Genomic DNA, 23,277 nt, shown 5'->3' with positions numbered 1-23,277 from the left:
GCCGGCCACGGCTTCGTGGTCCAGGACGGCCTCACCATCGCAGGCAAGGACCACTCCTTCAACTAACCCGCGAGTCGGCACAAGTGCGGGTCTCAGAGGGCGCGAGTCGGCAGAAGTGCAGGTCGACTGCCAGCACTTCTGCCGACTCGGGCTCCGTACAGCCAGCACTTCTGCCGACTCGGCGGCTCTCAGACCAGCACTTCTGCCGACTCGCGGGCTAGAGGGGGGCTAGAGGAGGGCTAGAGGAGGCCGGCGGCGCGGGCTGGCTCGGCGTAGGCCCTGGCCAGTGAGGCGACCGTCTCGTGGGCGTTGAGGCCGCTCGGATTGGGGACGACCCAGACCTCGGCCTCGCCCCAGTCGCCGATCAGGTCGGGCGGCTGTGGTCCGGCGGCCGCCTTGGGGAGGCCGAAGGCGGTCCGGTAGGCGGTGATCCCGGCAATGGCCACCACCGCAGGCCGCTCCCGGCGTACCAGTGCCTGCAGCGCGGCGCCGCCCTCGGTCAGCTCGGCTCGGGAGAGCTCGTCGGCGCGGGCGGTGGCCCGGTGGACCAGGTTGGAGATGCCGACGCCGCGCGAGATCAGGTGGGCGCGGTCCTCGTCGGACATGCCGGTGGGCTGGATCGGCCGGGTGATGATGCCGGCGGCGTAGAGCGCCGGATAGAACCGGTTGACCGGATGCGCGAAGTGGGTCTGCGTCGCCGCGGTCCACAGCCCGGGGTTGATCCCGACGAAGAGCAGCCTCAGGCCCGGCCCCAGCAGGTCGGGGACGACGGCGTCGCGGAACGACTCGAGCTCGGCGCGGGTGAACTGGGGCACGGGCGCACCCTATTAGCCTGAGTCCGTGGAGCCGTGGAACACCTTCGTCGAGGGCGACAATCTCGACGTCCTCCACGCGCTCGCGGCGGCGGGGGAGCGGTTCGACCTGGTCTACATCGACCCGCCCTACAACACCGGCAACGACTTCGCGTACGCCGACAGGTGGGGCCGTCACGACGCCTGGCTGGCGATGATGCGGCCGCGACTGCTGGCCGCGCGAGAGGTGATGAGCGAGCGGGCCGCGATCTTCGTCAGCATCGACGACAACGAGGCGGCCCACCTGCGGCTGCTGCTCGACGAGGTGTTCGGGGAGGACTGCTTCCTGGCGCAGCTCGTGGTCAACCTCAACCCCAAGGGCCGCCAGCTCGGCGGCGGCTTCGCGACCTCACACGAGTATGTGCTGGTCTACGCCCGCGACGCCAAGGCGTGTGCGCTCGACGCCAGCAGCCCCGACCTCGTCGACGAGCGTGACTTCCCGTTGGCCGCGGGGGATGGGAGACGGTTCCGGCACCTGCCGCTGCGCAACACCAACAAGAAGTTCAACCCGGTCACCGCGCCCACCCTCGCCTTCGAGGTGTACGGCGACCCGGCGAGTGGGCGGGTGGCGACCAGGCCGTTCGAGGGCTCCGTGGCGATCAAGCCGGTCTTCGGCGACGGCTCCCCGGCGGTGTGGCGCTGGTCCCGGCCGCTGATCGAGGAGCGCCCCGACGACTTGGTCTGCCGGCTCGTCAAGGGGCGGAACGGCGAGCGGGTCGACGTCTTCCAGCGCGACTGGCTCCATGCCGCCGACGGCCAGAGCCGCCGGAAGAAGCTGCGCACCATCTGGCTGGCCGAGGAGATCGGCTCCACCGACACCGCCGTAGCCGAGCTCAAGGCACTGGTCGGGCACGTCTTCGAGTCGCCCAAGCCGACGGGGCTGGTGCGCCGGATCCTGGCGACCATGCCGGCCGACGCCCGGGTCATCGACTTCTTCGCCGGCTCCGGCACCACCGGCCACGCCGTCGCGCTGGCCAATGTCGCCGACGGCGGCTCCCGCAGCTGCCTCTCGGTCAACTCCGCCGAGCCCACCCGGGTCGGCTCCAACGCGTTCAACGCCGGGCTGGCGAGCGTCGCAGACATCACCCGGGCCCGGTTGCGGGCGGTCGCCGCCGCGCTCGGCGGGGGACTCGACGAGCGGCGCCACTGATCGCGCAACGCGATGCGTGAGGGTCCGGATCTGGTATTGGACGCCGGGTCGGCGTACTTCCTAGCCTCGTGTCGAGGACGCCAGGAGAGGAGCCGAGCCGGTGGTCGAGTTCGTCCATTCGTTTCTGCAGGGGATCACCCAGAAGGGGGCGGCGCGGCGCAAGTCGATCGACCCCGTCGCGGCCGACCGGTTCGCCCGCACCCTCGACGACTACGGCTTCGACTACACCCTGCTCGGCTACAGCTCCGACGGCATCGACCCCTTCGGGGTGGCCTCGCGAGTGCTGGCGCGGACCAGCCGGCTCAAGACCGTCGTGGCGCTGCGGCCCAATATCGCCCACCCGACCGTCGCGGCGCAGGCGCTGGCGACCCTGGACCAGCTCGGCGGCGGCCGCACCATCGTCCACATCATCTCGGGTGGCAGCGACGCCGAGCAGCGCCGGCAGGGCGACTACCTCGACAAGGCCGAGCGCTATGCCCGCTCGGCCGAGTACATCCAGCTGCTGCGCCGCATCTGGACCGCCGAGGAGCCGATCTCGCACCAGGGCGAGTTCTACCGGTTCGAGGACTTCGGGCCTGGTTCCCAGCCACTCTCGGGCGGCCCGCTGCCCATCTCCATCGGCGGCGCCTCGGCGGAGGCGATCGACGCCGGGGCGAGGTACGCCGACATCTTCACGCTCTGGGGCGAGCCGTTGCGCGAGACGGCCGAGCAGATCGAGCGGGTGCGGACCCGCGCCAAGGAGGTCGGCCGCGACCCCGGCGAGATCCGGTTCTGGGTCACCTTCCGGCCGGTGATCGCCGCGACCGAGGAACTCGCCTGGGCCAAGGCCGAGCGGCTGGTGGCCGGCGTCGAGGGCCGACAGTGGGCGGCGTCCGGGGAGCAGCGGACCAACGTCGGCTCGGTGCGGCTGCAGGAGATCGCCGCGGCCTCCGAGCGGCACGACCGCAACCTGTGGATCCCGCGCGGCATCGCCGGTGCCGGCGGCGCCTCGTCGCTGCTGGTCGGCACCCCGGACACCATCACCGACTCGCTGCTCGACTACGTGGCGCTCGGCGCCGACATCATCAGCCTGCCGAGCGTCGGCGACCTGGACGCCACCATCGACACCGGCCGCTATCTGCTGCCGGCCGTGCGGCAGCGACTCGCCTCCCTGGTCCCGGGCACCTGACATTCTGCACGCGACACGCCGGTGCGAGCGTGCGGAACGTCAGGTGCCCGGGCTAGGCGGGCCGGGTCGGCGGCAGCGCGTCGGTCGCCTCGTACTGCCCCATCCCGGTCAGCTGCAGCAGGTCGACGATCACCGAGCGCAGCTGCACCAGCACCACCTCGGCATTGATCACCTCGGAGCGCTCCACCAGCCCTGACGACTCGCCGACCGCCAGCAGCGCCGGCCGGGCGGCCTCGGCCAGCTCGCCGTCGGCGAGCTCGTGGGAGGCCAGGTCGTCGGCGAGGGAGTCGGTGGCGTCGGCGAGGTCGAAGGCCAGTGCGGCGTACGACTCCGGGATCGGCCGGCCCCGGTAGGCGGCCACCGCCACCTGCCGGACCAGCACCCGGGTGCTGCGGATGGCACGGTCGAGGGGGTCGACGAGCTCGGCCATCCGTCGTACGTGCGGACGATGGCGCACCCGGAAGGGCGAGGACGCCACGACGGCCATGCCCTCGTCGGCGGCCATCTGCAGCTCGCGGATGAGGCCGTCGGTGGCGCGGGCGTCGGTGAGCACCGCCATGCCGTGGACCGGGTCCGCCTCCAGGATGACCTCGCCGGCGGCCCGCAGCAGCGAGGAGATCTTGCGCACCACGACCGCGGCCTGCTGCCGGGGTCGCCGCAGCGGCGCGGCCGGCACCGCGGTCGCCGCGACGAGAGCGACGCAGCCGCCGACCAGCGCGTCGGTCCACCGGGTGAACGCGGCGCCGGCCGAGGGGATCAGGCCGGCGACGAAGATGCTCTGCACGGCCGCCTGGTTGACGAAGAGCTGGCTGACGTTGAGGGTGACCGCGATCGACATCGCCAGCCCGACGATGATCACGATCTGCCACGCGCCGCCGCCGAGCCAGCGCACCAGCAGATCGCTGAGGAGGACCCCCAGCGCCACCGCGACGGTGACCTCGGCGACCCGCCGCAGCCGCTGGCCGTACGACGTCCCCAGGCTCACCACGGCGGCGATCGAGGCGAACACCGGGGCGGTGTGGCCGAGCACCTGCTCGGCGATCAGCCAGGCCACCCCGGCGGCCACCGCACACTGTGCGATCGCCCAGCGTTTGGCTCGCCAGCGCGCCAGCCGGACGTCGAGATCTGCCATGGCCCCATGATCTCAGCCCAGGCTGGCGCGTAGCTCCCGCACGACGGAGTCCACCACCGCGACGAGGTCGCCGCCGGTCGAGGCCAGCACCCGCCGCTGCCGCTGGTAGGACGCACCACCGGAGACCAGCCCGGCCACCGCGGCCAGCTCCGCGCCGCAGCCCAGCCGCTCCGCCGTCGGCGCCAGCCGGTCCAGGAGGTCGGCGAGGTCCTCGGTGACCGGCCGCTCGGCGGAGTCCGCGTCCAGGATCACGATGGCGTCGAGGCCGTAGCGGGCCGCCCGCCACTTGTTCTCCTGCACATGCCACGGGGGCAGCGTGGTCAGCGGCTCGCCGGCGCTTGCCCGGGTGTCGAGGTCGACCACCAGACAGTGCGCCAGCGCCACCAGCGCGCCGAGTTCCTCGAAGGTGGCGACGCCGTCGCAGATCCGGTTCTCCAGGGTGCCCAGCCTCGGCGAGGGCCGCACGTCCCACCGGATCTCCGAGACGTCCTCGATCACCCCGGTCGTGGTCTGGTCGGCGGTGAAGGACTCGAACTGCTCCCAGGTCTCGAACTGGAACGGCAGCCCGGCGGTCGGCAGCTGCTGGTACATCATCGCCCGGTTGGAGGCGTAGCCGGTGTCGACGCCCGCCCAGATCGGCGAGGAGGCGGACAGCGCCTGGAAGTGGGGATAGTAGGTGAGCAGCCCGGCCAGCACCGGCATCACCCGCTCCGGCGCCGGCAGCCCGACGTGGACGTGGACGCCCCAGATCAGCATCTGCCGGCCCCACCACTGGGTGCGGTCGACGAGCTTCTCGTAGCGCGGGCCCGGCGAGAGCACCTGGGACGACCAGGACGCGAACGGATGGGTGCCCGCGCCCAGCAGGTCGATGCCCAGCTCGTCACAGGCGGGTACGACGGACTCCAGCGTCTGGCGCAGGTCGCCGATCGCCTCCGGGACGGTGCCGCAGACCCCCGTCACCAGCTCGACGGTGTTGCGCATGAACTCGGCATGGACCCGCGAGGGATCCGCCATCCGGGCCTTGGCCCGTGCGAACAGGTGCGGCGCGTTGTTGACCAGGTCGCGACTGGCCCGGTCGACCAGCGCCAGCTCCCACTCGACGCCGAGCGTCGGCTCGGGGGAGGCATGGAAGGCGATCCGCATGTCTCAGCCTCCCACGCACCAAGCGGGTCAGGGAGTCTTCTTCGGCATCACGAACTTGGCACCGATCGCGACGATGTCCTGGTAGCGGGAGCCGGTGAACTTCGCGAAGTTGTGCAACGCGTGGGCGTCGAGGCCGACCAGCACCCGGGCCTGGTTCTTGAGGATGCCGCGGACGATGATCTCGGCGGCCCGCTCGGGCGACATCCGGGCCAGCTTCTCGTCGAAGAACTTGGCCGTCGCGACCTGGTCGTCGCGGCTGGAGACCCGGGCGCTGCGGGCGACGGCGGTCTTGATCCCGCCGGGATGCACCGAGGTGACGCCGACGGGGTGGCCGTCGATCAGCATCTCCTCGCGGAGCGCCTCGGTGAAGCCGCGGACCGCGAACTTGGCGGCGTTGTAGAACGCCTGGTCGGGCATGGCCAGCAGGCCGAAGAGCGAGGAGATGTTGACGACGTGGCCGTCGCCGGACTCGATGATCGCGGGCAGGAACAGCTTGGTGCCGTGTACGACGCCCCACCAGTCGATCCCGATGATCCAGTCGATGTCCTGCCATTCCAGGTCGGCCACCCGTCCGGACAGCGCCACGCCGGCGTTGTTGACGACGACGTTGACCCCCCCGAAGTGCTCGATCACCTCCGCGGCGTACGCCGTGAAGGCCGCTCGATCGGCGACGTCCAGCAGTGCCGTGTGCACCGAGGTGCCGGCGGGCAGCAGCGAGGCGGTCTCGTCGAGCCCCTGCTGGTTGACGTCGGAGAGCGCCAGCAGCGCGCCCCGGCGGGCCAGGTTGATCGCCAGCGCTCGGCCGATGCCGGAGCCGGCCCCGGTGACGACGACGACCTTGTCCTTCAGCGACTTCATGCTGTGACGACCTCCAGCTCGGCGGGCTCGGCTGCCCCGACGACGTACCTCTCGACGTCGAAGGTGTGCAGCAGATGGCGGAACATGAACGTGGTGCGCGGCCACAGCGTGGTGTTGCGGCCGTGCTCGTCGAGATACCACGACGAGCAGCCGCCGGTGCTCCAGACGGTGGTGGACATCCGGCGCTGCAGGTCGGCGTTCCACTCCTCGAAGGCCGCCTCGGTCGGCTCGACGGTGGCGAACTCGTTGACCCGGATGGTGCGCAGCGCGTCGCGGATGTACTGCACCTGCGACTCGATGATGAACACCATCGAGGAGTGGCCCAGCCCGGTGTTGGGGCCGATCACGAAGAACAGGTTGGGGAATCCCGGGATGGTCGAGCCCTTGTACGCCGCCATGCCGGTCCGGGCGAAGCGGTCGGCCATCAGCTCGCCGCCGCGGCCCCGGACGATGTGGGCGGCCGGGATGTCGGTGGTCTCGAAGCCGGTGGCCACGATCAGCACGTCGACCTCGCGGCGGGTGCCGTCGCGGCCGATGATCGCGTTGCCCTCGATGCGCTCGATCCCCTCGGTGACCAGGTCGCAGTTGTCGGCGTCGAGCGCGGGGTAGTAGCGGTTGGAGATGAGGATGCGCTTGCAGCCGATCTCGTAGGTCGGGGTGACCTTGCGGCGCAGCTCGGGGTCCTTGATGCCCCGGCGGATGTTGCGCAGCGCCATCGTCTTGGCGGGCGCGGCCAGCCCGGGAGCCTTGGTGAAGGCCGGCACGTAGAGCTCGCGGCCCCAGTAGATCGCCGTCCGGGCCGCCTTCTGCAGGCCGGGCACGTGGCGGAAGGCGAGCTTCTCCAGCGGCGTGTAGTGGTGCTCGTTGCGGGGGATGACCCAGGGCGCGGTGCGCTGGTAGACGTCGAGGTGACCGGCGATCGGCTGGATCTCCGGGATGATCTGGATGGCGCTGGCGCCGGTGCCGATGACGGCGACCCGCTTGCCGGTCAGGTCGACGTCGTGACGCCACCGGGCGGAATGGAAGAGCTCGCCCTCGAACGACTCGATGCCGGGGATGTCGGGCAGCCGGGGCTCGGAGAGCGGGCCGGGGCCGACGATGAGGGTGCGGGCGACGTACGTCGTCGTGCCCGCTGTGCCCTCGGCGGTGACGATCCAGCGCTGCCGGTCCTCGTCCCAGTCGGCCGCGGTGACGGTGGTGCGCAGCACGACCCGGTCCAGCACGCCGGCCCACTCGGCGACTCGGTGGATGTAGGCCAGGATCTCCGGCTGCGGGGAGAAGCTCATCGACCACTCGGAGTTGGGCGCGAAGGAGTAGCTGTAGAGCTGGCTGGGCACGTCGCAGGCGGCACCGGGGTAGTCGTTGTCGCGCCAGGTGCCGCCGACCTCGTCACCGCGATCGATGACGACGAAGTCGCGCTCGCCGTCCTCGTCGAGCTTGATCGCCGCGCACAGGCCGCCGAAGCCGGCGCCGACGATGACGTGGTCGACAGGTCGGGCCATCTGGGACCTCTCGGAGGGCGATTCGGGACCTCTCGGCGGAGCTGTGGTCATGGGAAGGGACCGTACTGGCGTTATTGAACAGATGTCAATAGAGTGCGGGGGTGCGCACTCGACTCTCTCCCGCCAAGCGCAAGGAGCAACTGCTCGACCTCGGCGTCAGGCTGCTGTCGACCCGGTCCTTCCAGGAGATCTCGGTCGACCTGCTGGCCGACGAGGCGGGCATCTCACGGGGGCTGCTCTACCACTACTTCGGCGGTCTGGTGCAGTTCCAGGAGGCGGTCATCAGGCGGGCCGCCGAGGACCTGATGGAGCGCACCGACCTGCCGGAGATCGCCGACCCGATCGAGCGGCTGGGCGCTGCCATCGCGGCGTACGTCGACTTCGTGGACCACAACCTCGCCGGCTATCTGTCGCTGGTGCGCGGCGCGAAGAGCGGCAACGCCGTGATGAGCGAGATCTACGACTCGGCCCGGGCCGCGCTGACCGACAGGATCCTCGCCGCCGCCCCCGATCTGATCCCCGACACCGCGCCCCATCGGCTGCTGGTCAGGGGCTGGCAGGCGATGGCGGAGGAGCTGGTCATCGTGTGGAAGACCGAGCCCACCGAGATGACCCGAGCCGAGCTGCTGTCCCTGCTGGTGTCCGCCTTGCCCGCTCTGATAGGAATTTCATAGGTTCCACACGCGTCGATGGCGGGTATGGGACGGATGCCATGTCGTCGACTTGCGAGGATCTGCCCTTGATCGACCTCGCCGCCTGCCGCGCTCAACTGGAGAGACGCTCCGGGTTGAGTGCTGCGGTGCTGCGCGCCGGTCGAGAGCTGACCCTGGTGACGCTGCTCTGGATGGGCTACCACTGGGGTCGGGTGCTGGCCTCCGGCGAGCGGGCGACGGCGTTCGGCAACGCGAAGACCGTGCACCACCTCGAGCAGGTGCTGCAGCTGCCCTCGGAGGCGAGCCTGCAGGCGCTGGTCGGCTCCGAGACCCTCTTCCGGATGGCCAACCTCTACTACATCGGCGTCCACTTCCCGCTCACCGTGGCGTTCCTGCTCTTCGGCTACTTCTTCCGCCCCTTCCCCGAATACCGCTGGGCCCGCAACCTGCTCGCGCTGCTGACGGCCTTCGCCCTGGTCATCCACCTGCTGATGCCGACCGCGCCGCCGCGGATGTTCCCGCAGTGGGGCTTCATCGACACCATGAACACGATCGGCCCCTCGGCCTACAAGGGCTCCATGGGCGAGGTCGCCAACCAGTTCGCGGCCATGCCCAGCCTGCACATCGGCTGGGCGGTGCTCATCGCCGTCGTCGTCACCCGCACCGGGCCGTGGTGGCTGGGCTTCCTGGCCCGCATCCACGCCGTCGTCACCGTGGCCGTGGTCGTGGTCACCGCCAACCACTGGTGGCTCGACGGTTTCGTGGCCGTCGCGCTGCTCTGTGTCGCGCTGGTGCTGGTCCCGGGCCCCTGCCCGGGGCGGGCGTGCGCCAAGGCCGAGGAGGATCAGAGCGCGCTGCCTGCGAGATAGCCGAGCGCGACCGCTGCCAGTCCGCCGGCGAGTTGGCCCGCCAGATTCGCGAACGCGACCGCGGGGGACTTGCCGTCGATGAGCCGCACCGTCTCGAAGGCGAACGTGCTGAAGGTCGTCAACGTTCCGCAGAAGCCGGTGCCGATCAGCAAGGCCGCCGTCGTACCGGTCTCGGCGCCGACCAGGAGCCCGAGGACCAGTGAGCCGAGGACGTTGACGGCCAGGGTTCCGAACGGCATCCGGGTCTGGTGGGTCGACTGCACGGCGCGATCGACCAGATAGCGCGCCGGCGCCCCCAGCGTCGCGCCGAGGGCGACCCACAGGAAGGCGGTCACGACATCTCCTTCGCCGGCAACGGGGCGAGGAGGATGCGGCCCGCCAGTACGGCGGCCAGCCCGCCCGCGACGCTGAGCACGACATAGCCGAGCGCCTGCCCCGCGTGTCCGTCGCTCAGCAGTACTCGTGTCTCCTCGGCGAAGGTGGAGAAGGTGGTGTAGCCGCCCAGGATGCCGACCCCGAGGAACGGCCTGAGCAAGGGATGGGGTCGCTCGAGATTGGCGAGCCAGGCCATCAGGACGCCCAACAGCAGGCAGCCGGTCACGTTGACCGCCAGCGTGGTCCACGGGAAGCCGTCGGCGGGCCACAGCCGCGAGGCGGCGTACCTCGCCGTGGCTCCGAGGATGCCGCCCAGAGAGATGACGACGAGGATGGGCGCCGGCCGGTCGAGCTCCTGGCGCTCTTGGGCGACCCTGAGGTCGATGTCCGGGTCGACGCCCGGGAACTGCTCGTCAGCGGACATGGCTCTCCTACCGTTGCTCGTCGAACGCAAGGCAGGGACTGTTGGCAGATCCGACGCTGTCGGGCGCTGCGGTTGTCGGCGAGCCCCACCGCCATCAGAGGCGAGATTAGCAAACCGGCTGGCGCGCGATGGGAGAATGTCCCACTGTGTCCGAGGCGCTGGCGATCACCTATCCCGAGCAGTTGCCGGTCACCCAGCGCAAGGACGACATCGCGGCCGCGATCCGCGACCACCAGGTCGTCGTCATCGCCGGCGAGACCGGCTCGGGCAAGACCACCCAGCTGCCCAAGATCTGCCTCGAGCTCGGCCGCGGCGCCGGCGGCGCGATGATCGGCCACACCCAGCCGCGCCGGATCGCGGCTCGGTCGGTGGCCGAGCGGATCGCCACGGAGCTGGGCGGCGAGCTCGGCGAGCTGGTGGGCTACCAGGTGCGGTTCACCGACCGTACGTCGGCCGCCTCACGGGTCAAGGTGATGACCGACGGCATCCTGCTGGCCGAGCTGCAGCGCGACCGGGAGCTGCGTCGCTACGACACGATCATCATCGACGAGGCCCACGAGCGCTCGCTCAATATCGACTTCCTGCTCGGCTACCTCAAGCGACTGCTGCCGCGCCGGCCCGACCTGAAGGTGATCATCACCTCGGCGACCATCGACGTCGACCGGTTCGCGGCCCACTTCTCAGATCTGCGGACGGGCGGGCCGGCGCCGATCGTGGAGGTGTCCGGGCGCACCTTCCCGGTCGAGGTCCGCTACCGGCCGCTGGTCGAGCTGCCGGAGACCGACGAGGACGGCGAGCCGGTGGTCCGGGACCAGACCGAGGCGATCGTCGACGCCGTACGCGAGCTCTCCGCCGAGGGCCCCGGCGACATCCTGGTCTTCCTGCCCGGCGAGCGGGAGATCCGCGACACCGCCGACGCGCTGACCGCCGCGCTCCGGATCGACCCGAGCAAGGGGCTGGTGGAGATCGTGCCGCTCTACTCCCGGCTCTCCGCCGCCGACCAGCACCGGGTCTTCTCCCCACACAGCGCAGGATCCTTGGGGGGCCGCCGCATCGTGCTCGCCACCAATGTCGCCGAGACCTCGCTGACCGTGCCCGGCATCAGGTATGTCATCGACACCGGCGTCGCCCGGATCAGTCGCTACTCCGCCCGCACCAAGGTCCAGCGACTGCCCATCGAGCCGATCTCGCAGGCCAGCGCCAACCAGCGCTCCGGCCGCTGCGGCCGGGTCGAGGCCGGCATCGCGATCCGGCTCTACAGCGAGGAGGACTTCTGGGCCCGCCCGGAGTTCACCGAGCCCGAGATCCTGCGCACCAACCTGGCCTCGGTCATCCTGCAGATGGCCTCGCTCGGGCTGGGCGAGATCGACCGGTTCCCCTTCGTCGAGCCGCCCGACCGACGCAACGTGACGGCCGGCGTCCAGCTGCTGGAGGAGCTGGCGGCGCTTGCCCCCGGAAATGGGCAGAGCGGCCGGCTCACCAAGCTCGGCCGCCGGCTGGCCCGGCTGCCCATCGACCCCCGGCTGGCCCGAATGATCCTCGAGGCGGAGCGGCTCGGCTGTGTGCGCGAGGTGATCGTGATCGCCGCCGCGCTGAGCCTGCAGGATCCCCGCGAGCGGCCCGGCCCCGACGACCCCAAGGGCCAGGCGGCCGCCGACCAGTCGCACGCCCGGTTCAAGCACGAGTCGAGCGACTTCCTCACCTGGCTCAACCTGTGGCGCTACCTCAAGGAGCAGCAGCGAGAGCTCTCCTCGAGCGCCTTCCGGCGGATGTGCGTGCGCGAGCACCTGCACTACCTGCGAGTGCGGGAGTGGCAGGACTTCGAGTCGCAGCTGCGGCAGGTCTGCAAGGAGATGCGGATCGAGGTCGGCAGGCCCGCCGCGCTGCCCGACTCCGGGGCAACCGACGAGGACGGTATCCACCAGGCGCTGCTCTCCGGGCTGCTCTCCCACCTCGGGATGCTCGACGAGCGCGCCCGCTCCGAGCCCAAGGGCAGGCGACCCGGCCCGCGGGAATACCTCGGCGCCCGCGGCACCAGGTTCGCCGTCTTCCCCGGCAGCGTGCTGCACCGCCGTAACCCGCCCTTCGTGATGGCCGGCGAGCTGGTCGAGACCAGCAGACTGTGGGCCCGGCAGGTCGCCGCGATCAAGCCCGAGTGGGCCGAGCGGCTCGCCGGCGACCTGGTGAAGCGGTCCTACTCCGAGCCACACTGGTCGCGTCGCCGGGCAGCGGTGATGGCTCGCGAGTCGGTCACCCTGTACGGCGTTCCGATCGTCGCCGATCGGCTGGTCAACTACGGCCGGGTCGACCGCGAGGTGGCCCGCGAGCTGTTCATCAGGCACGCGCTGGTCCAGGGGGAGTGGCGGGCCAGCCACCGGTTCCTCGCTGACAACCAGCGGTTGCTGGAGGAGGCACGAGAGCTCGAGCACAAGGCCCGCCGCCGCGACATCGTGGTCGACGAGGAGACCCTCTTCGACTTCTACGACGCGCGGGTGGGGGCGGAGGTCGTCAGCGGCGCCCACTTCGACCAGTGGTGGAAGACCAGGCGTCGGGAGGAGCCCGACCTGCTCACCTTCGACCCGGCCATGCTGGCCCGCGACGTCGACGTCTCGGACTTTCCCGAGCAGTGGCAGGGGGCCGGGAGTCGGGGCGGCCTGACCTTCCCGATCTCCTACCACTTCGAGCCCGGCACCGCGCAGGACGGCGTCACCATCGACATCCCGGTGGCGACCCTCAACCGGGTCGGCGACGGCGACTTCTCCTGGAACGTCCCCGGCCTGCGCGAGGAACTGGTCACCGCCCTCATCCGCAGCCTGCCCAAGGCGCTGCGAGTCTCCTTCGTCCCGGCCCCCGACAAGGCCCGCGAGTTCCTGGCCGCCGTACCGCCGGGGGAGGAGCCGCTGCTCGACGCGCTGGAGCGGTGGGCGCGGGCGAGCGCCGGCGTCGTCATCGCGCGCGAGGCCTGGGACTGGGTCAAGGTGCCCGAGCACCTGCGACCGACCTACCGGGTCCTCGATGAGGACGGACGCGAGCAGGCCCGCGGCAAGGACCTCGCCACCCTCAAGGAGCCACTGCGTGGGGAGTTCGACCGGGCGATCGCCGAGGTCGCCGCCGACGCCGGCCTCTCCGCCACCGGGCAGACCACGTGGACCTTCGGCGCGCTGGCCCCGACGGTGACGGAGCGGCGCGCCGGCCACGAGGTCACCGTCCACCCCTGTCTGGTGGACGAGCTGCCCCCGAGCGGGCAGGGCTCGGTGGGGCTGCGCGTGGTCGGCACCACCGACGAGGCCGAGGCCCGCCACCGGCTCGGCGTGGCCAGGCTGCTGCTGCTCTCCACCTCGTCGCCGGCACGACGGATCCTCGACGCGCTCCCCACCGCCGACAAGCTGGCGCTCACCGCGACCTCCTACCCGACGGCGCTCGACCTGGTCGAGGACTGCCGCGCCGCCGTCGCCCGCGCCGTCGTCGACGCCCGGCCGCCGGCTCGCTCCGAGCAGGAGTACGACGTCCTGCGCGCCGCCTTCGCCGCGGACCAGGAGGCCGCGGTCCGGGCGGTGCTGGCCGACGCGCTGCGGGCACTGGCCGGCTACCGGGAGGCCGACAAGGCGCTCTCCGGCCGGGTCGACGTCTACCAGCTGCCGGCGATCACCGACATGCGCGCCCAGCTCGACCGGCTGTTCGCTCCCGCCGCCCCCTCCGGCGGCTTCGTCGCCGAGGCCGGGTCGACCTGGCTGCGGCGCTATCCGACGTACCTCGCCGCGCTCCGCGCCCGCCGCGACAAGCTCGACGCGAGCCCCCGCGCCGACGCCGACCTGATGGCACGGGTCCGCGACCTGCAGGAGCACTACCTCCACCAGCTCGCCGCGCTGCCGGAGGGCCGGCCCCCGGGGCCGCGGCTGCGCGAGGTGCGCTGGCTGCTCGAGGAGTACCGCGTCAGCCTCTGGGCCCAGCAGCTCGGCACCGCCGTGACGGTTTCCGACGCACGGATCCGAAAATTCCTCGGCCCACAGGTTTAGCGCCCCTTACTGAAGGGTAGCCATTCCGGCAGACGCCGAGGTCGACGGAAGCGTACGGGGGTTTCCGTCGGCCTCGGAGTCGCAGACGGGACCGGTATCGTCGCTCCGTGACCCGTCAGCACCACCGCCCGATGACGCCGGGTGACAGGTTCTTCGAGGCCATCGAGAGTGGCGCCGATCCCGCGCTGGTCCGGGAGGCGGCCGACCGGGCGGCGACCCTGCTGGTGCGCGGCGCCCGGGGCGCCGACGACGAGGTCGCCGAGCGGATCCTTCACCTGGCCGAGACCGACGGCATCGAGACGATCGCCGAGGTCTGGTCGGGCGCTCCCGCCGACACCTTGGCCGGCTGTCTGTGGCGACTGTTCCTGCTGCGCGACTGGGTACACCGCGATCCGGTCAGCGCCGCCCGCGAGTTCGAGGCCGGTCGGCTCCACGCTCCCGTCGCGAGGGTGGTCGCCGGCGTCGCCGAGCCACCCGGCCCCGGCGAGATCAGGAAGATGGCCGACGAGGTGCTGCGCGGCATCGCCGACAGCGACTTCGCGGACGTGCTGTTCCGGGCCGCCGCGTTCGCGCGGGTGATCGCCCACGGCCGCGCCGCGCTGCACGAGGCCGGCCACGACGAGGTCAGCCGTATGCTCACCCTCGCCGAGCAGCTGGAGGAGGCCGGTCATGCCGAAATGGAGCATCGGTTGGCCTGAGGGGGTTACATTGACCGTGCACGCCGGGCTGTGGCAGCCCCGGGTCCCAAAATCAGCCGCTACGAGCGGCCTTGCGCCGTGAGGCGCTCCCGGTCCGGCGTGCACACTCCTCGCGGCTGGCTCGGCCGGCTCACGAGTCGCCTCTCCGGACGGTTCCGGGTCAGCTACACCCCGCACCACGACGGCCTGCCGGACCCGGGTGAGGTGGTCTGGGCCTGGGTGGCCTACGAGGACGACCCGAGTCAGGGCAAGGACCGGCCGGTGCTGCTCATCGGCCGCGACGACGTGGTCCTCTACGGCCTGATGCTGACCAGCAAGGACCATGACCGCGACGCCGCCGACGAGGCACGCTGGGGCCGCTACTGGATGGACGTCGGCGCGGGCGGCTGGGACCGCGAGCGCCGGCCCAGCGAGGTTCGGCTCGATCGCCTCATCGTCTTGGACCCCGCGAAGGTACGCCGCGAGGGAGCCGCCCTCGATGAGCAGATCTTCCGGCTGGTGGTCCGGGCGGCGGCCCGGTTCCACGCTCTCGACGAGCCGAGGACGTGACTCGGTAGGGTAGAAAGGCTTGTCTGCAACGGAGGTGTCATGGGTCGGGTGCGCGGGGTGCTGGCGATCGCGTGCGTGTCGGCGATGCTCACCGCCTGCAGCAGCCAGGCCGATCCCGCCCCGTCGACGGGCTCGTCGACGTCCTCGGTCACCCCGGTCAACGACCCGGCGAAGCTGACCTTCGGGGTGTGGGGCAACGACACCGAGATCGCCGCCTACGACAGCACGGTGAGTGCCTACAACGCCAGCACCGACCTCGCCGACGTGACGACCAAGTCCTGGCCCAGCGACGATGCGATGGTGCAGGACATCGAGTCCGGTGCGCCATTGCCCGACGTCTTCCTCATCTCCCGTGGCGACCTCGAGCAGCTCTGGAGCGCCGGCGCCGTCGAGCCCGTCGACGACTACCTCGACGCCCGCGCCGTCGACCTCGGCGACGAGTACTCCCGGGCCGCGCTGGAGGCGTTCTCCGCCGAGCACCGGCTGCAGTGTATGCCGTACGGCGTCTCGCCCCAGGTCGTCTACTACAACACCGACCTGGTCGACTTCCCCCGGATGGAGGCGACCGGGCTGGAGGTGCCCGGCTCGTCCAATCGCAGTTGGAGCTGGGACGAGTTCAACGCCGCCGCCGAGTTCGCCTCGACGGCGCGCAAGGGCGCCCGGGCGTTTTGGTTCGACCAGACGCTGACCGGCATCGCGCCGTTCGTGCTCGCCGGCGGCGGCAAGCTCGTCAACGACGACCAGACCTCGCTGGCCTTCTCCGACGACAGCACCCGGGGGGCGCTCGGGACGGCCCTCGGCACGCTCCGCAATGCTGCCCTCACCCTCACTCCACAGCAACTCGCCAAGCGCAGCCCGCTGGACTGGTTCAAGCGTGGCCGGCTCGGCATGATCGCCGGCGATCGCTCGCTGGTGCCCGAGCTGCGCCAGGTGAAGAGCCTCCACTTCGACGTACTGCCGTTCCCGTCGATCGACCACGCCGCCACCGTCGGCGACTTCACCGGCCTGTGCCTGTCCAAGGACTCCAAGCGGATCGAGGACGCCGCCGACCTGCTGGTCGCCCTCTCCTCGGACCAGATGATGACCCAGGTCGCGCAGACCGGCTATCTGGTGCCGGTCAACCAGCAGGTCGCCCTCTCCCAGGACTTCCTGCAGCCGCTGGAGCAGCCCCTCCACGCCGACGTCTACAGCTACACCGTGCGCAATATGACCATCCTGCCGCTTACCCACGAATGGGACTCGCTGCAGGAGGCCGTCGCCCAACCGGTCCACGACCTCTTCGCGGACGGACCCACTATCGACCTCGACGCACTGACGACCGAGATCGACGAGACCTCACGGACCGTGCTCCCGCAACCCTCCGAGACGTCGTCGGCCTCCCCCGAGGAGTGAGCCCACTCCCGGGCGGGGCGGCGTCGGCGCCCGGCCGATGACGTCGGTGGTCACGCCTCGATGAGTGATTCCAAGGGGTCTCGGTGGCGGGCTATCGCCCGGCCGAGACCAGTTGAGCGGTGAGGCTGGGGGCGCCGTTCATTCTGTTGTTGTTCCCCGCCTCAGCGGGGATTCAGACGGCGAGGTCGTCGGCGTCGACGATCCGGTAGGCGTAGCCCTGCTCGGCCAGGAAGCGCTGGCGGTTCTGGGCGAAGTTGGCGTCGACGGTGTCGCGGGAGACGATCGTGTAGAAGCGGGCCACCTTGCTCGCCCCGGAGTTGGGATCAGTGCCGGGGCGGAGCAGGCGGCCGAGGCGCTGGGCCTCCTCCTGGCGGGAGCCGAACGAGCCGGAGACCTGGATGGCCACCTCGGCCGAGGGCAGGTCGATGGAGAAGTTGGCGACCTTCGAGACCACCAGGAGGTCCAGCGCGCCGGAGCGGAACTCCTCGAAGAGCCGCTGCCGCTCCTTGATCGTGGTCTCGCCGGTGATCACGGGTGCCGAGAGGGCGGAGGAGAGCTCGGCGAGCTGGTCGAGGTACTGGCCGATGACCAGGGTCGGCCGGCCGGCGTTGGCGGTGACCAGCGAGCGGACGACCGAGACCTTCTCGCGGGCGCAGGCGGCGAGCCGGTAGCGCTCCTCGGGGTCGGCGACGGCGTAGGCCATCCGGTCCGAGTTCGGCAGCGAGACCCGCACCTCGACGCAGTCGGCGGGCGCGATCCAGCCCTGGGCCTCGATGTCCTTCCACGGGGCGTCGTACCGCTTCGGGCCGATCAGTGAGAAGACGTCGCCCTCCCGGCCGTCCTCGCGCACCAGGGTCGCGGTCAGCCCGATCCGGCGCCGCGCCTGCAGGTCGGCGGTCATCCGGAAGATCGGCGCGGGCAGCAGGTGCACCTCGTCGTAGACGATCAGCCCCCAGTCCCGCGCGTCCAGCAGTTCCAGATGGGGATAGGCGCCCTTCCGGCGAGTGGTGAGCACCTGGTACGTCGCGATGGTGACCGGCCTGACCTCCTTGACCGACCCGGAGTACTCGCCGATCTCGTCCTCGGTCAGCGAGGTCCGCCGTACCAGCTCGTCCTTCCACTGCCGCGCACTCACCGTGTTGGTGACCAGGATCAGCGTCGTCGCCGAGGCGTGCGCCATCGCGGCCGCGCCGACCAGGGTCTTGCCCGCGCCGCAGGGGAGTACGACGACCCCGGAGCCGCCGTGCCAGAACGACTCGGCCGCCTCGCGCTGGTAGGGCCGCAGCGTCCAGTTCGACTCGTCCAGCGCAATCGGGTGCCTCTCGCCGTCGACATAGCCGGCGTAGTCCTCGGCCGGCCAGCCGAGCTTGAGCAGCGCCTGCTTGAGGTTGCCGCGCTCGGAGGGGTGCACCAGCACGCCCCACTCGTCAGGCAGGGTGTCGTCGAGTCGGTTGCCGAGCATCCCGGCGACCTTTTTCGCCCGCAGCACCTCCTCCAGCACCGGCCGGTCGTTGGAGACCAGCACCAGCCCGTGGACGGGGTGCTTCTCCAGCCGCAGCCGGCCGTAGCGGGCCATCGTCTCGGCGACGTCGACGAGCAGGTTGTGCGGGACGGCGTAGCGGGAGTGGGCGAGCAGCGCGTCGATGACCTGCTCGGCGTCATGGCCGGCGGCGCGGGCGTTCCACAGCCCGAGCGGGGTCAGCCGGTAGGTGTGGATGTGCTCCGGCGAGCGCTCCAACTCCGCGAACGGCGCGATCGCCTTGCGCGCCTCGGCCGCTGCGGGGTGGTCCACCTCCAGCAGCAGCGTCTTGTCCGACTGCACGATCAGGGGGCCATCCACGACGACCAGCCTACGGAGGGTTGTGAAGGATTCGTGGTCCCCCGGGTCACTCTCTGGTCACAAGGCGCCGGCTGTGGAAAGCGAGTCGCGGTCGACGGCTCGGCGTCCGAGCATGGAGTCATGGCAGCCGAGGAGTGGCGTGGGACGGCGGTGGCGCAGGCCGGTGTGATCACTCGCGCCCAGCTCGCCGCTGCCGGAGTCGACCGGTGGGCGGTGGCGCACCGGGTCCGGAGCGAGCGCTGGCAGCTGGTGTCGTCCCTGGTCGTCGCCACCTTCACCGGGACGCTGACGCGCGACCAGCTGATGTGGGCCGGCGTGCTCCATGGCGGCCCCGGGGCGATGGTCGGCGGCCTGACCGCCGCCGAGCTGGCCGGGTTGCGGAACTGGCGGCGTGACGTGGTCACCATCCTGCTGCCCTATGGCAACGGCCGGCCCTCTCCGGTCGAGGGCGTCGAGTTCGTGCGCACCCGACGGACCGCCACGCTGCGCGACGCCGAGCGGCAGCCGCCGCGCTGTCGCCTCGAGCCGGCGGTGCTGCTCGCGGCCGCGCGCGGGCCCTCGGAGCGGGCGGCCCGGGGTGTGCTCGCGGCCGTGGTCCAGCAACAGCTGACGACCCCCGAGGCACTGGCCGGATGGCTCGACAAGCTGGCGCCGCTGCGCCGCGCCCCATTGTTGCGCGTGACCCTCGCGGACATCTCGGGCGGCGCCCAGTCCGTCGCCGAGATCGACGTGGCGCGGATGTGCCGGACCTACGGGCTCGCCCTGCCGACCCGTCAGGTCAAGCGCCGCGACAGCACCGGACGATGGCGGTTCACCGACTGCGAGTGGCGGCTCCCGGACGGCCGGACCCTGGTGTTGGAGGTCGACGGCGGCTTCCACATGGACGCCGAGAGCTGGGAGGAGGACATCGCCAGGCAGCGGGCGCTCACCTCGCCGGACCGGCTGGTCGTGCGCTGCACCAGCCGCGAGCTGCGCGACGAGCAGGACAGCGTCGCCCGGGACCTGGCGATGCTCGGCGTGCCGCGAGCGGCGTAGGCCTTGTGAAGGATTCGTGGTCCCTGAGGTCACTCTCTGGTCACAAGGCGGGGAAGACCGGCGTCCGCTTCTCGACGAAGGCGGCGACGGCCTCGGCATGGTCGGCGGTCTGGTGCAGCGCCGCCTGAAGGGCCGCGGACCGGTCGAGCACCTCGTCCAGACCGAGCCCGGCGACCTCGCGGAGCAGCCGCTTGGTGGCCCGCACCGCCGTCGGTGGGTTGACCGCCACCCGCTCCGCGAGGGCCCGGGCGGACTCCAGCAGCGAGTCCGGCGGCACCACCGCGGACACCAGCCCCCAGGCCAGCGCCTGCTCGGCGGAGACCCGGTCGCCGGTCAGCGCCATCTCGGCCGCCCGGGCGGCGCCCACGACGCGCGGCAGCAGGAACGCGCCACCATCGCCGGGAATCAGCCCCACCTTCACGAACGACTCGGCGAAGAACGCCGACGTCGAGGCGATCCGCAGGTCGCACATCAATGCCAGGTCGCAGCCGGCGCCGACCGCCGGGCCGTTGACCGCCGCGATGATCGGCACGCCGCAGCCGGCGAAGGCCCGCGGGATCCGCTGGATGCCGTCGCGGTAGCCGGCGGCGACGTCGGCCTCGCTGCCGCCGAACATCCCGGCCCGCTCGGCCATCGCCTTGACGTCACCTCCGGAGGAGAACGCCGACCCCGCGCCGGTGAGGATCACCACGCGCACCCCGGGATCGCCGTCGATGCGGGCCAGCGCGTCGACCAGCGCATCGATCATGGGCAGGTCGGAGATCGGGTTGCGCCGGTCCGGCAGGTTGAGGGTCCAGGTCTCGACGGCCCCCTCACGGTCGATCAGCAGCGACATGGCGCCCACTCTAGAGTCGCTGGTCGATCCCGGCTGCGGCGCCGTCGATCAGCGCTTCCCGGAAGCGGCCTCAGCCCCCGACTGGCCCTGGTCCAGGGAGCGCACGTCGCGGATCCGGTGGACCGCGAAGGCACGTACGTCGTCGGCCCGGTGATCCTGCGCCACCAACTGTCCACCCTCCACCCGGTGCGGCGTCACTACCCGGTCGGTGATGGTGCCGTGGTTGTCGACGTAGGTGATCACCACGTCCTCGCCGGCGTCGGCGGCGGCGCGCAGCACCGCGAGCGCGTCGGCCGGAGTGAGCTGGTCGCGGTGGGGGCGGGTCGCGGCGGCGGCGTCACCGGCACGGATCGCGGTGACGACGGCGGCCACCCGGGCACCCTCCCGGGCGGAGACGGCCAACGGCCGGCGGGCCTCCCGGGGTGTCCGTGCCCGGAGCTGGTCGGGCCGGGCGACGTGCACGGTGCCGTCGGCCGCCTCCACCACCGGTGCCGCACCGAGCTCGCGCAGCCGGGGGAGCAGTACGTCTAGCGGAGTGCTGGAGATCAGCACCGTGGGCGCGATCCGCCGGAGCCCCAGGGTCGCCGCCCGGGGGTGGTGGAGCAGCTCGATGAGGGCGGTCTCGTCGTCGGCCCGCAGGAACGCCTCGGCGTGACCGACCCGGATGGAGCCGTAGGTGCGCGCGGCGTCGTCGACGAGGTAGGTCAGCGGCTGCGGCACCGGCGTCCGGGACGCCGCAGCCAGGAAGGCATGGACCTCGGCCGCGCTCCAGCCGGCGTCGAGGGCGCGCCGCACCGACGCCGGCGTGAACCGGTAGACGGTGGCCCCGCCGCGCGACTCCACGTCGGCGAGCAGCTGCAGCTGCCGGCCCAGCGCCGGCTCCAGCGGCCCGGGAGCGACCGCGGTCAGGTCGGCCTGCAGCAGTACGTGATCGACCGGCTCCGGCAGCAGGTCGGCAAGAGCCGGGGTCGAGCCGTCGAGCAGCGCCCGGGAGTACGACGCCAGCCCGTCCAGCCCGGTGACCCCCAGCGCGGCCGCCTCGGTCAGCACCTGTACCACCTGGTCGGCCCGGTGCCGCGGCCGCCGCGGCCGCAGCCAGGCCAGCCGGGCGACCACTCCCGGCGTCCCCGTGCCTGCCGCCGGCACTACTCCCGGCGGCAGCGCCGCCAGCGCCTCCAGCACCAGCCGCCGGGTCTCCGCCACGATGGGGTCGACCAGCTCGGGAGCGAGCGCGTTGGCCACCTTGCCGGCCACGTCCCGAGAGCCCACCAGCGAGGGCGTACGCGGCATCGTCAGCCAGGTACGGGCCAGCAGCGCCCAGCGCTCCTCGGCCGATTGCGAGGACCAGGAGTCGAACAGGTCGGTCGGCAGCCAGCACGGGTTGCCGTCGCCGTCGGGGGCGGTCGACGCGAGCCCGGCCGCCACCGCCAGCTCTGCCAGCAGCGCCGCGGCCGGCTCGTCGGCGTGCAGCCGGGCGGCCAGAGCCCGCAGGTCGCGGACCGACAGGCCTCCGGAGCGCAGCGCGGCCGGCGGTGCGGCACCCCAGCCGTCGAGCATCAGCTCGGTGCGTCGTACCGCCTCGAACGCCGCGGCCGCGGCCACCTTGTCGACCAGGCCGGCCTCGCGCGGGGTGGTCGGCACCTCGGGAGGAGTCGGGGAGGTCGACGTCGGGAAGGTCGTCAGCACCTCCGCCACTCCGCCCACGACCCGCAGTCCGGCCGTCGAGGACCACACCAGCGCGCGGTCGGCCAGCAGCGCCAGAGTCGGCCCGAGCCCACGCGCCTCCAGGTCTGCCACGGCCACCGGCTGCGAGGACATCACCGCGCCCAGCACCGACAGCTCGAAGTGGGTCAGCCCGTCGAGCGCCCGCGCCACGCTGGCCCGGGTCGCCGCGCGGGAGGCGAGCTGCCCGGAGTCCTGCGGTACCGGGGTGGCCAGGTCGGGGCGAGCGCGCAGCAGCGCGCTCAATCGCTCGTCGGGCCAGTCCCGCACCTGGTCGGCGAGCGACCGGAATCCGACACCGTCGCTCATCCCACCAACGGTAGTAGCAGAGGTTTCGCGGCACGATGTGGTGGGATGGTCCCGTGATTGATCGGACCGTCTCCTACCAGCCCGGAAGCTGGTTCGGTGTCGTCGGCGAGCACGCCACGGTGCTGCTGCCCGGCTCCGAGAAGACCCGCGCCGGGTTGCTGTGGTCGCTCATCGACGACGGCGCCGGCTTCGACGCCGTGCTCGACGCCCTCGTTGCCGGCGGCCTCTCCACCCTGCCCGGCTTCGTGCTGCTGGCCACCGCCGACGACCTCACCCGGGTCGTCGTGCGCGGTGACGCCGTCGCCACCTTCGACACCGCGCTAGGCGCCGAGACCGTCGAGGGCAGCCCCGACTCGATGTGGGTCGAGCGCAGCCTCACCGAGGTCACCCACTACGTCGTCTCGCTGCCCGACGAGGTGCTCGGCGGCGTGCCGCTCAGCGTTGTCGACGGCCTGGTCCGCGTTGCCGGCATCGAGGTCCCGGCGGCCGCTCCGGCCCAGCCCCGGCTCGCCCCCGTCGTCGAGCTCGTCCCGGAGCCGCTCGCCTCCCCGGAGTACGACGAGCCGGAGTACGACGAGCCCGAGTACGACGACGACCCGGTCACCGACGCCATCCCGGTCGTCGCCGACGAGCCCGAGGAGGAGCCGGCCCTCGGCGAGCCGCCGGCCTGGACGCCGCCACCGGTCCCCGCGCCGCCGGCGGTGCCGCCGCCCCCGCCGGTCGTCCCGGCCCCGCCGGTCGTCCCGGCCCCGCCGG

General features: G+C 71.9%; 20 protein-coding genes. 10 read left to right on the top strand and 10 right to left on the bottom strand.

Going from position 1 to position 23,277, the window contains the following annotated elements; genetic code table 11:
• Positions 1 to 239: 239 nt before the first annotated feature.
• Positions 240 to 815 (bottom strand): mismatch-specific DNA-glycosylase, encoded by a 576-nt coding sequence (locus tag QM595_RS15355; RefSeq protein ID WP_415172447.1) that lies wholly within the window; start codon positions 813 to 815, stop codon positions 240 to 242.
• A gap of 25 nt (positions 816 to 840) precedes the next feature.
• Between QM595_RS15355 and QM595_RS15350 the strand changes: the two genes are divergently transcribed.
• The gene (locus QM595_RS15350) at positions 841 to 2,001 is read left to right on the top strand and encodes a site-specific DNA-methyltransferase (protein WP_415172446.1); all 1,161 of its coding nucleotides are present in this window, start codon (positions 841 to 843) and stop codon (positions 1,999 to 2,001) included.
• Between the two features lie 100 nt (positions 2,002 to 2,101).
• Entirely contained in the window at positions 2,102 to 3,169 is a 1,068-nt protein-coding gene (locus QM595_RS15345) for an LLM class flavin-dependent oxidoreductase (RefSeq protein WP_415172445.1), read from the top strand.
• 52 nt (positions 3,170 to 3,221) lie between these two features.
• On the opposite strand, the gene QM595_RS15340 is transcribed toward QM595_RS15345, so the two are convergent.
• Genes QM595_RS15340 through QM595_RS15325 form a run of 4 tightly spaced genes read right to left on the bottom strand, consistent with a single transcriptional unit; the run spans position 3,222 to position 7,804 of the window.
• A complete protein-coding gene (locus tag QM595_RS15340) occupies positions 3,222 to 4,301 on the bottom strand; it encodes an FUSC family protein (protein ID WP_415172444.1) in 1,080 nt (359 codons plus the stop codon).
• 12 nt (positions 4,302 to 4,313) lie between these two features.
• The gene (locus tag QM595_RS15335; RefSeq protein ID WP_415172443.1) at positions 4,314 to 5,444 is read right to left on the bottom strand and encodes a glutamate--cysteine ligase; all 1,131 of its coding nucleotides are present in this window, start codon (positions 5,442 to 5,444) and stop codon (positions 4,314 to 4,316) included.
• Positions 5,445 to 5,471: 27 nt separating this feature from the next.
• Positions 5,472 to 6,302: an SDR family NAD(P)-dependent oxidoreductase gene (locus QM595_RS15330; protein ID WP_415172442.1), complete on the bottom strand. Its 831-nt coding sequence runs from the start codon at positions 6,300 to 6,302 to the stop codon at positions 5,472 to 5,474.
• Entirely contained in the window at positions 6,299 to 7,804 is a 1,506-nt protein-coding gene (locus QM595_RS15325) for a flavin-containing monooxygenase (protein ID WP_415172441.1), read from the bottom strand. Before QM595_RS15325 ends, QM595_RS15330 begins: the two co-directional genes overlap by 4 nt.
• A gap of 101 nt (positions 7,805 to 7,905) precedes the next feature.
• On the opposite strand from QM595_RS15325, the gene QM595_RS15320 reads away from it, so the two are divergent.
• Together QM595_RS15320 and QM595_RS15315 are read left to right on the top strand one after the other, a co-directional pair.
• Positions 7,906 to 8,478, top strand: a complete 573-nt coding sequence (locus QM595_RS15320; RefSeq protein ID WP_415172440.1) for a TetR/AcrR family transcriptional regulator — start codon at positions 7,906 to 7,908, stop codon at positions 8,476 to 8,478.
• Between the two features lie 65 nt (positions 8,479 to 8,543).
• Positions 8,544 to 9,326 (top strand): phosphatase PAP2 family protein, encoded by a 783-nt coding sequence (locus QM595_RS15315; RefSeq protein ID WP_415172439.1) that lies wholly within the window; start codon positions 8,544 to 8,546, stop codon positions 9,324 to 9,326.
• On the opposite strand, the gene crcB (QM595_RS15310) is transcribed toward QM595_RS15315, so the two are convergent.
• Both crcB (QM595_RS15310) and crcB (QM595_RS15305) read right to left on the bottom strand, forming a co-directional pair.
• Positions 9,302 to 9,661: a fluoride efflux transporter CrcB gene (crcB, locus tag QM595_RS15310; protein ID WP_415172438.1), complete on the bottom strand. Its 360-nt coding sequence runs from the start codon at positions 9,659 to 9,661 to the stop codon at positions 9,302 to 9,304. The genes QM595_RS15315 and crcB (QM595_RS15310) overlap by 25 nt on opposite strands.
• Entirely contained in the window at positions 9,658 to 10,125 is a 468-nt protein-coding gene (gene crcB / locus QM595_RS15305) for a fluoride efflux transporter CrcB (protein ID WP_415172437.1), read from the bottom strand. The genes crcB (QM595_RS15310) and crcB (QM595_RS15305) overlap by 4 nt, the downstream gene beginning before the upstream one ends.
• Before the next feature lie 146 nt (positions 10,126 to 10,271).
• Here crcB (QM595_RS15305) and hrpA point away from each other — a divergent pair, with 146 nt between their 5' ends.
• The 4 genes from hrpA to QM595_RS15285 all read left to right on the top strand — a co-directional run bounded on the left by hrpA (position 10,272) and on the right by QM595_RS15285 (position 16,780).
• Positions 10,272 to 14,141: an ATP-dependent RNA helicase HrpA gene (gene hrpA / locus QM595_RS15300; protein WP_415172436.1), complete on the top strand. Its 3,870-nt coding sequence runs from the start codon at positions 10,272 to 10,274 to the stop codon at positions 14,139 to 14,141.
• A 107-nt stretch (positions 14,142 to 14,248) separates the two neighbouring features.
• A complete protein-coding gene (locus tag QM595_RS15295) occupies positions 14,249 to 14,839 on the top strand; it encodes a hypothetical protein (protein ID WP_415172435.1) in 591 nt (196 codons plus the stop codon).
• Between the two features lie 78 nt (positions 14,840 to 14,917).
• Positions 14,918 to 15,388, top strand: a complete 471-nt coding sequence (locus QM595_RS15290) for a type II toxin-antitoxin system PemK/MazF family toxin (protein ID WP_415172434.1) — start codon at positions 14,918 to 14,920, stop codon at positions 15,386 to 15,388.
• A 39-nt stretch (positions 15,389 to 15,427) separates the two neighbouring features.
• A complete protein-coding gene (locus tag QM595_RS15285) occupies positions 15,428 to 16,780 on the top strand; it encodes an ABC transporter substrate-binding protein (RefSeq protein ID WP_415172433.1) in 1,353 nt (450 codons plus the stop codon).
• Between the two features lie 172 nt (positions 16,781 to 16,952).
• On the opposite strand, the gene QM595_RS15280 is transcribed toward QM595_RS15285, so the two are convergent.
• Positions 16,953 to 18,629 carry a DNA repair helicase XPB gene (locus tag QM595_RS15280; protein ID WP_415172448.1) on the bottom strand — a complete coding sequence of 559 codons (1,677 nt, stop codon included), beginning with the start codon at positions 18,627 to 18,629 and terminating at the stop codon, positions 16,953 to 16,955.
• A gap of 111 nt (positions 18,630 to 18,740) precedes the next feature.
• Between QM595_RS15280 and QM595_RS15275 the strand changes: the two genes are divergently transcribed.
• Positions 18,741 to 19,655: a hypothetical protein gene (locus QM595_RS15275; RefSeq protein ID WP_415172432.1), complete on the top strand. Its 915-nt coding sequence runs from the start codon at positions 18,741 to 18,743 to the stop codon at positions 19,653 to 19,655.
• Positions 19,656 to 19,695: 40 nt separating this feature from the next.
• Here the strand turns inward: QM595_RS15275 and QM595_RS15270 are convergent, their stop codons facing one another.
• Both QM595_RS15270 and QM595_RS15265 read right to left on the bottom strand, forming a co-directional pair.
• Positions 19,696 to 20,490, bottom strand: a complete 795-nt coding sequence (locus QM595_RS15270) for a crotonase/enoyl-CoA hydratase family protein (RefSeq protein ID WP_415172431.1) — start codon at positions 20,488 to 20,490, stop codon at positions 19,696 to 19,698.
• A 48-nt stretch (positions 20,491 to 20,538) separates the two neighbouring features.
• A complete protein-coding gene (locus QM595_RS15265; RefSeq protein WP_415172430.1) occupies positions 20,539 to 22,521 on the bottom strand; it encodes a helicase-associated domain-containing protein in 1,983 nt (660 codons plus the stop codon).
• 53 nt (positions 22,522 to 22,574) lie between these two features.
• On the opposite strand from QM595_RS15265, the gene QM595_RS15260 reads away from it, so the two are divergent.
• On the top strand, positions 22,575 to 23,277 hold a 703-nt coding region (locus QM595_RS15260), incomplete at its 3' end, for a hypothetical protein (RefSeq protein WP_415172429.1).

The organism is Nocardioides sp., assembly GCF_047607185.1.
Taxonomy (GTDB): Bacteria; Actinomycetota; Actinomycetes; order Propionibacteriales; family Nocardioidaceae; genus Nocardioides.
This window is presented reverse-complemented; position numbering and strand designations above follow the sequence as displayed.

Bases quoted from the DNA above. Each gene is read 5' to 3' on its own strand.
- QM595_RS15265 (WP_415172430.1), bottom strand. From the start codon at position 22,521: ATGAGCGACGGTGTCGGATTCCGGTCGCTCGCCGACCAGGTGCGGGAC.
- QM595_RS15340 (WP_415172444.1), bottom strand. From the start codon at position 4,301: ATGGCAGATCTCGACGTCCGGCTGGCGCGCTGGCGAGCCAAACGCTGG.
- QM595_RS15330 (WP_415172442.1), bottom strand. From the start codon at position 6,302: ATGAAGTCGCTGAAGGACAAGGTCGTCGTCGTCACCGGGGCCGGCTCC.
- QM595_RS15275 (WP_415172432.1), top strand. From the start codon at position 18,741: ATGGCAGCCGAGGAGTGGCGTGGGACGGCGGTGGCGCAGGCCGGTGTG.
- QM595_RS15325 (WP_415172441.1), bottom strand. From the start codon at position 7,804: ATGGCCCGACCTGTCGACCACGTCATCGTCGGCGCCGGCTTCGGCGGC.
- QM595_RS15335 (WP_415172443.1), bottom strand. From the start codon at position 5,444: ATGCGGATCGCCTTCCATGCCTCCCCCGAGCCGACGCTCGGCGTCGAG.
- QM595_RS15270 (WP_415172431.1), bottom strand. From the start codon at position 20,490: ATGTCGCTGCTGATCGACCGTGAGGGGGCCGTCGAGACCTGGACCCTC.
- QM595_RS15285 (WP_415172433.1), top strand. From the start codon at position 15,428: ATGGGTCGGGTGCGCGGGGTGCTGGCGATCGCGTGCGTGTCGGCGATG.
- crcB (WP_415172437.1), bottom strand. From the start codon at position 10,125: ATGTCCGCTGACGAGCAGTTCCCGGGCGTCGACCCGGACATCGACCTC.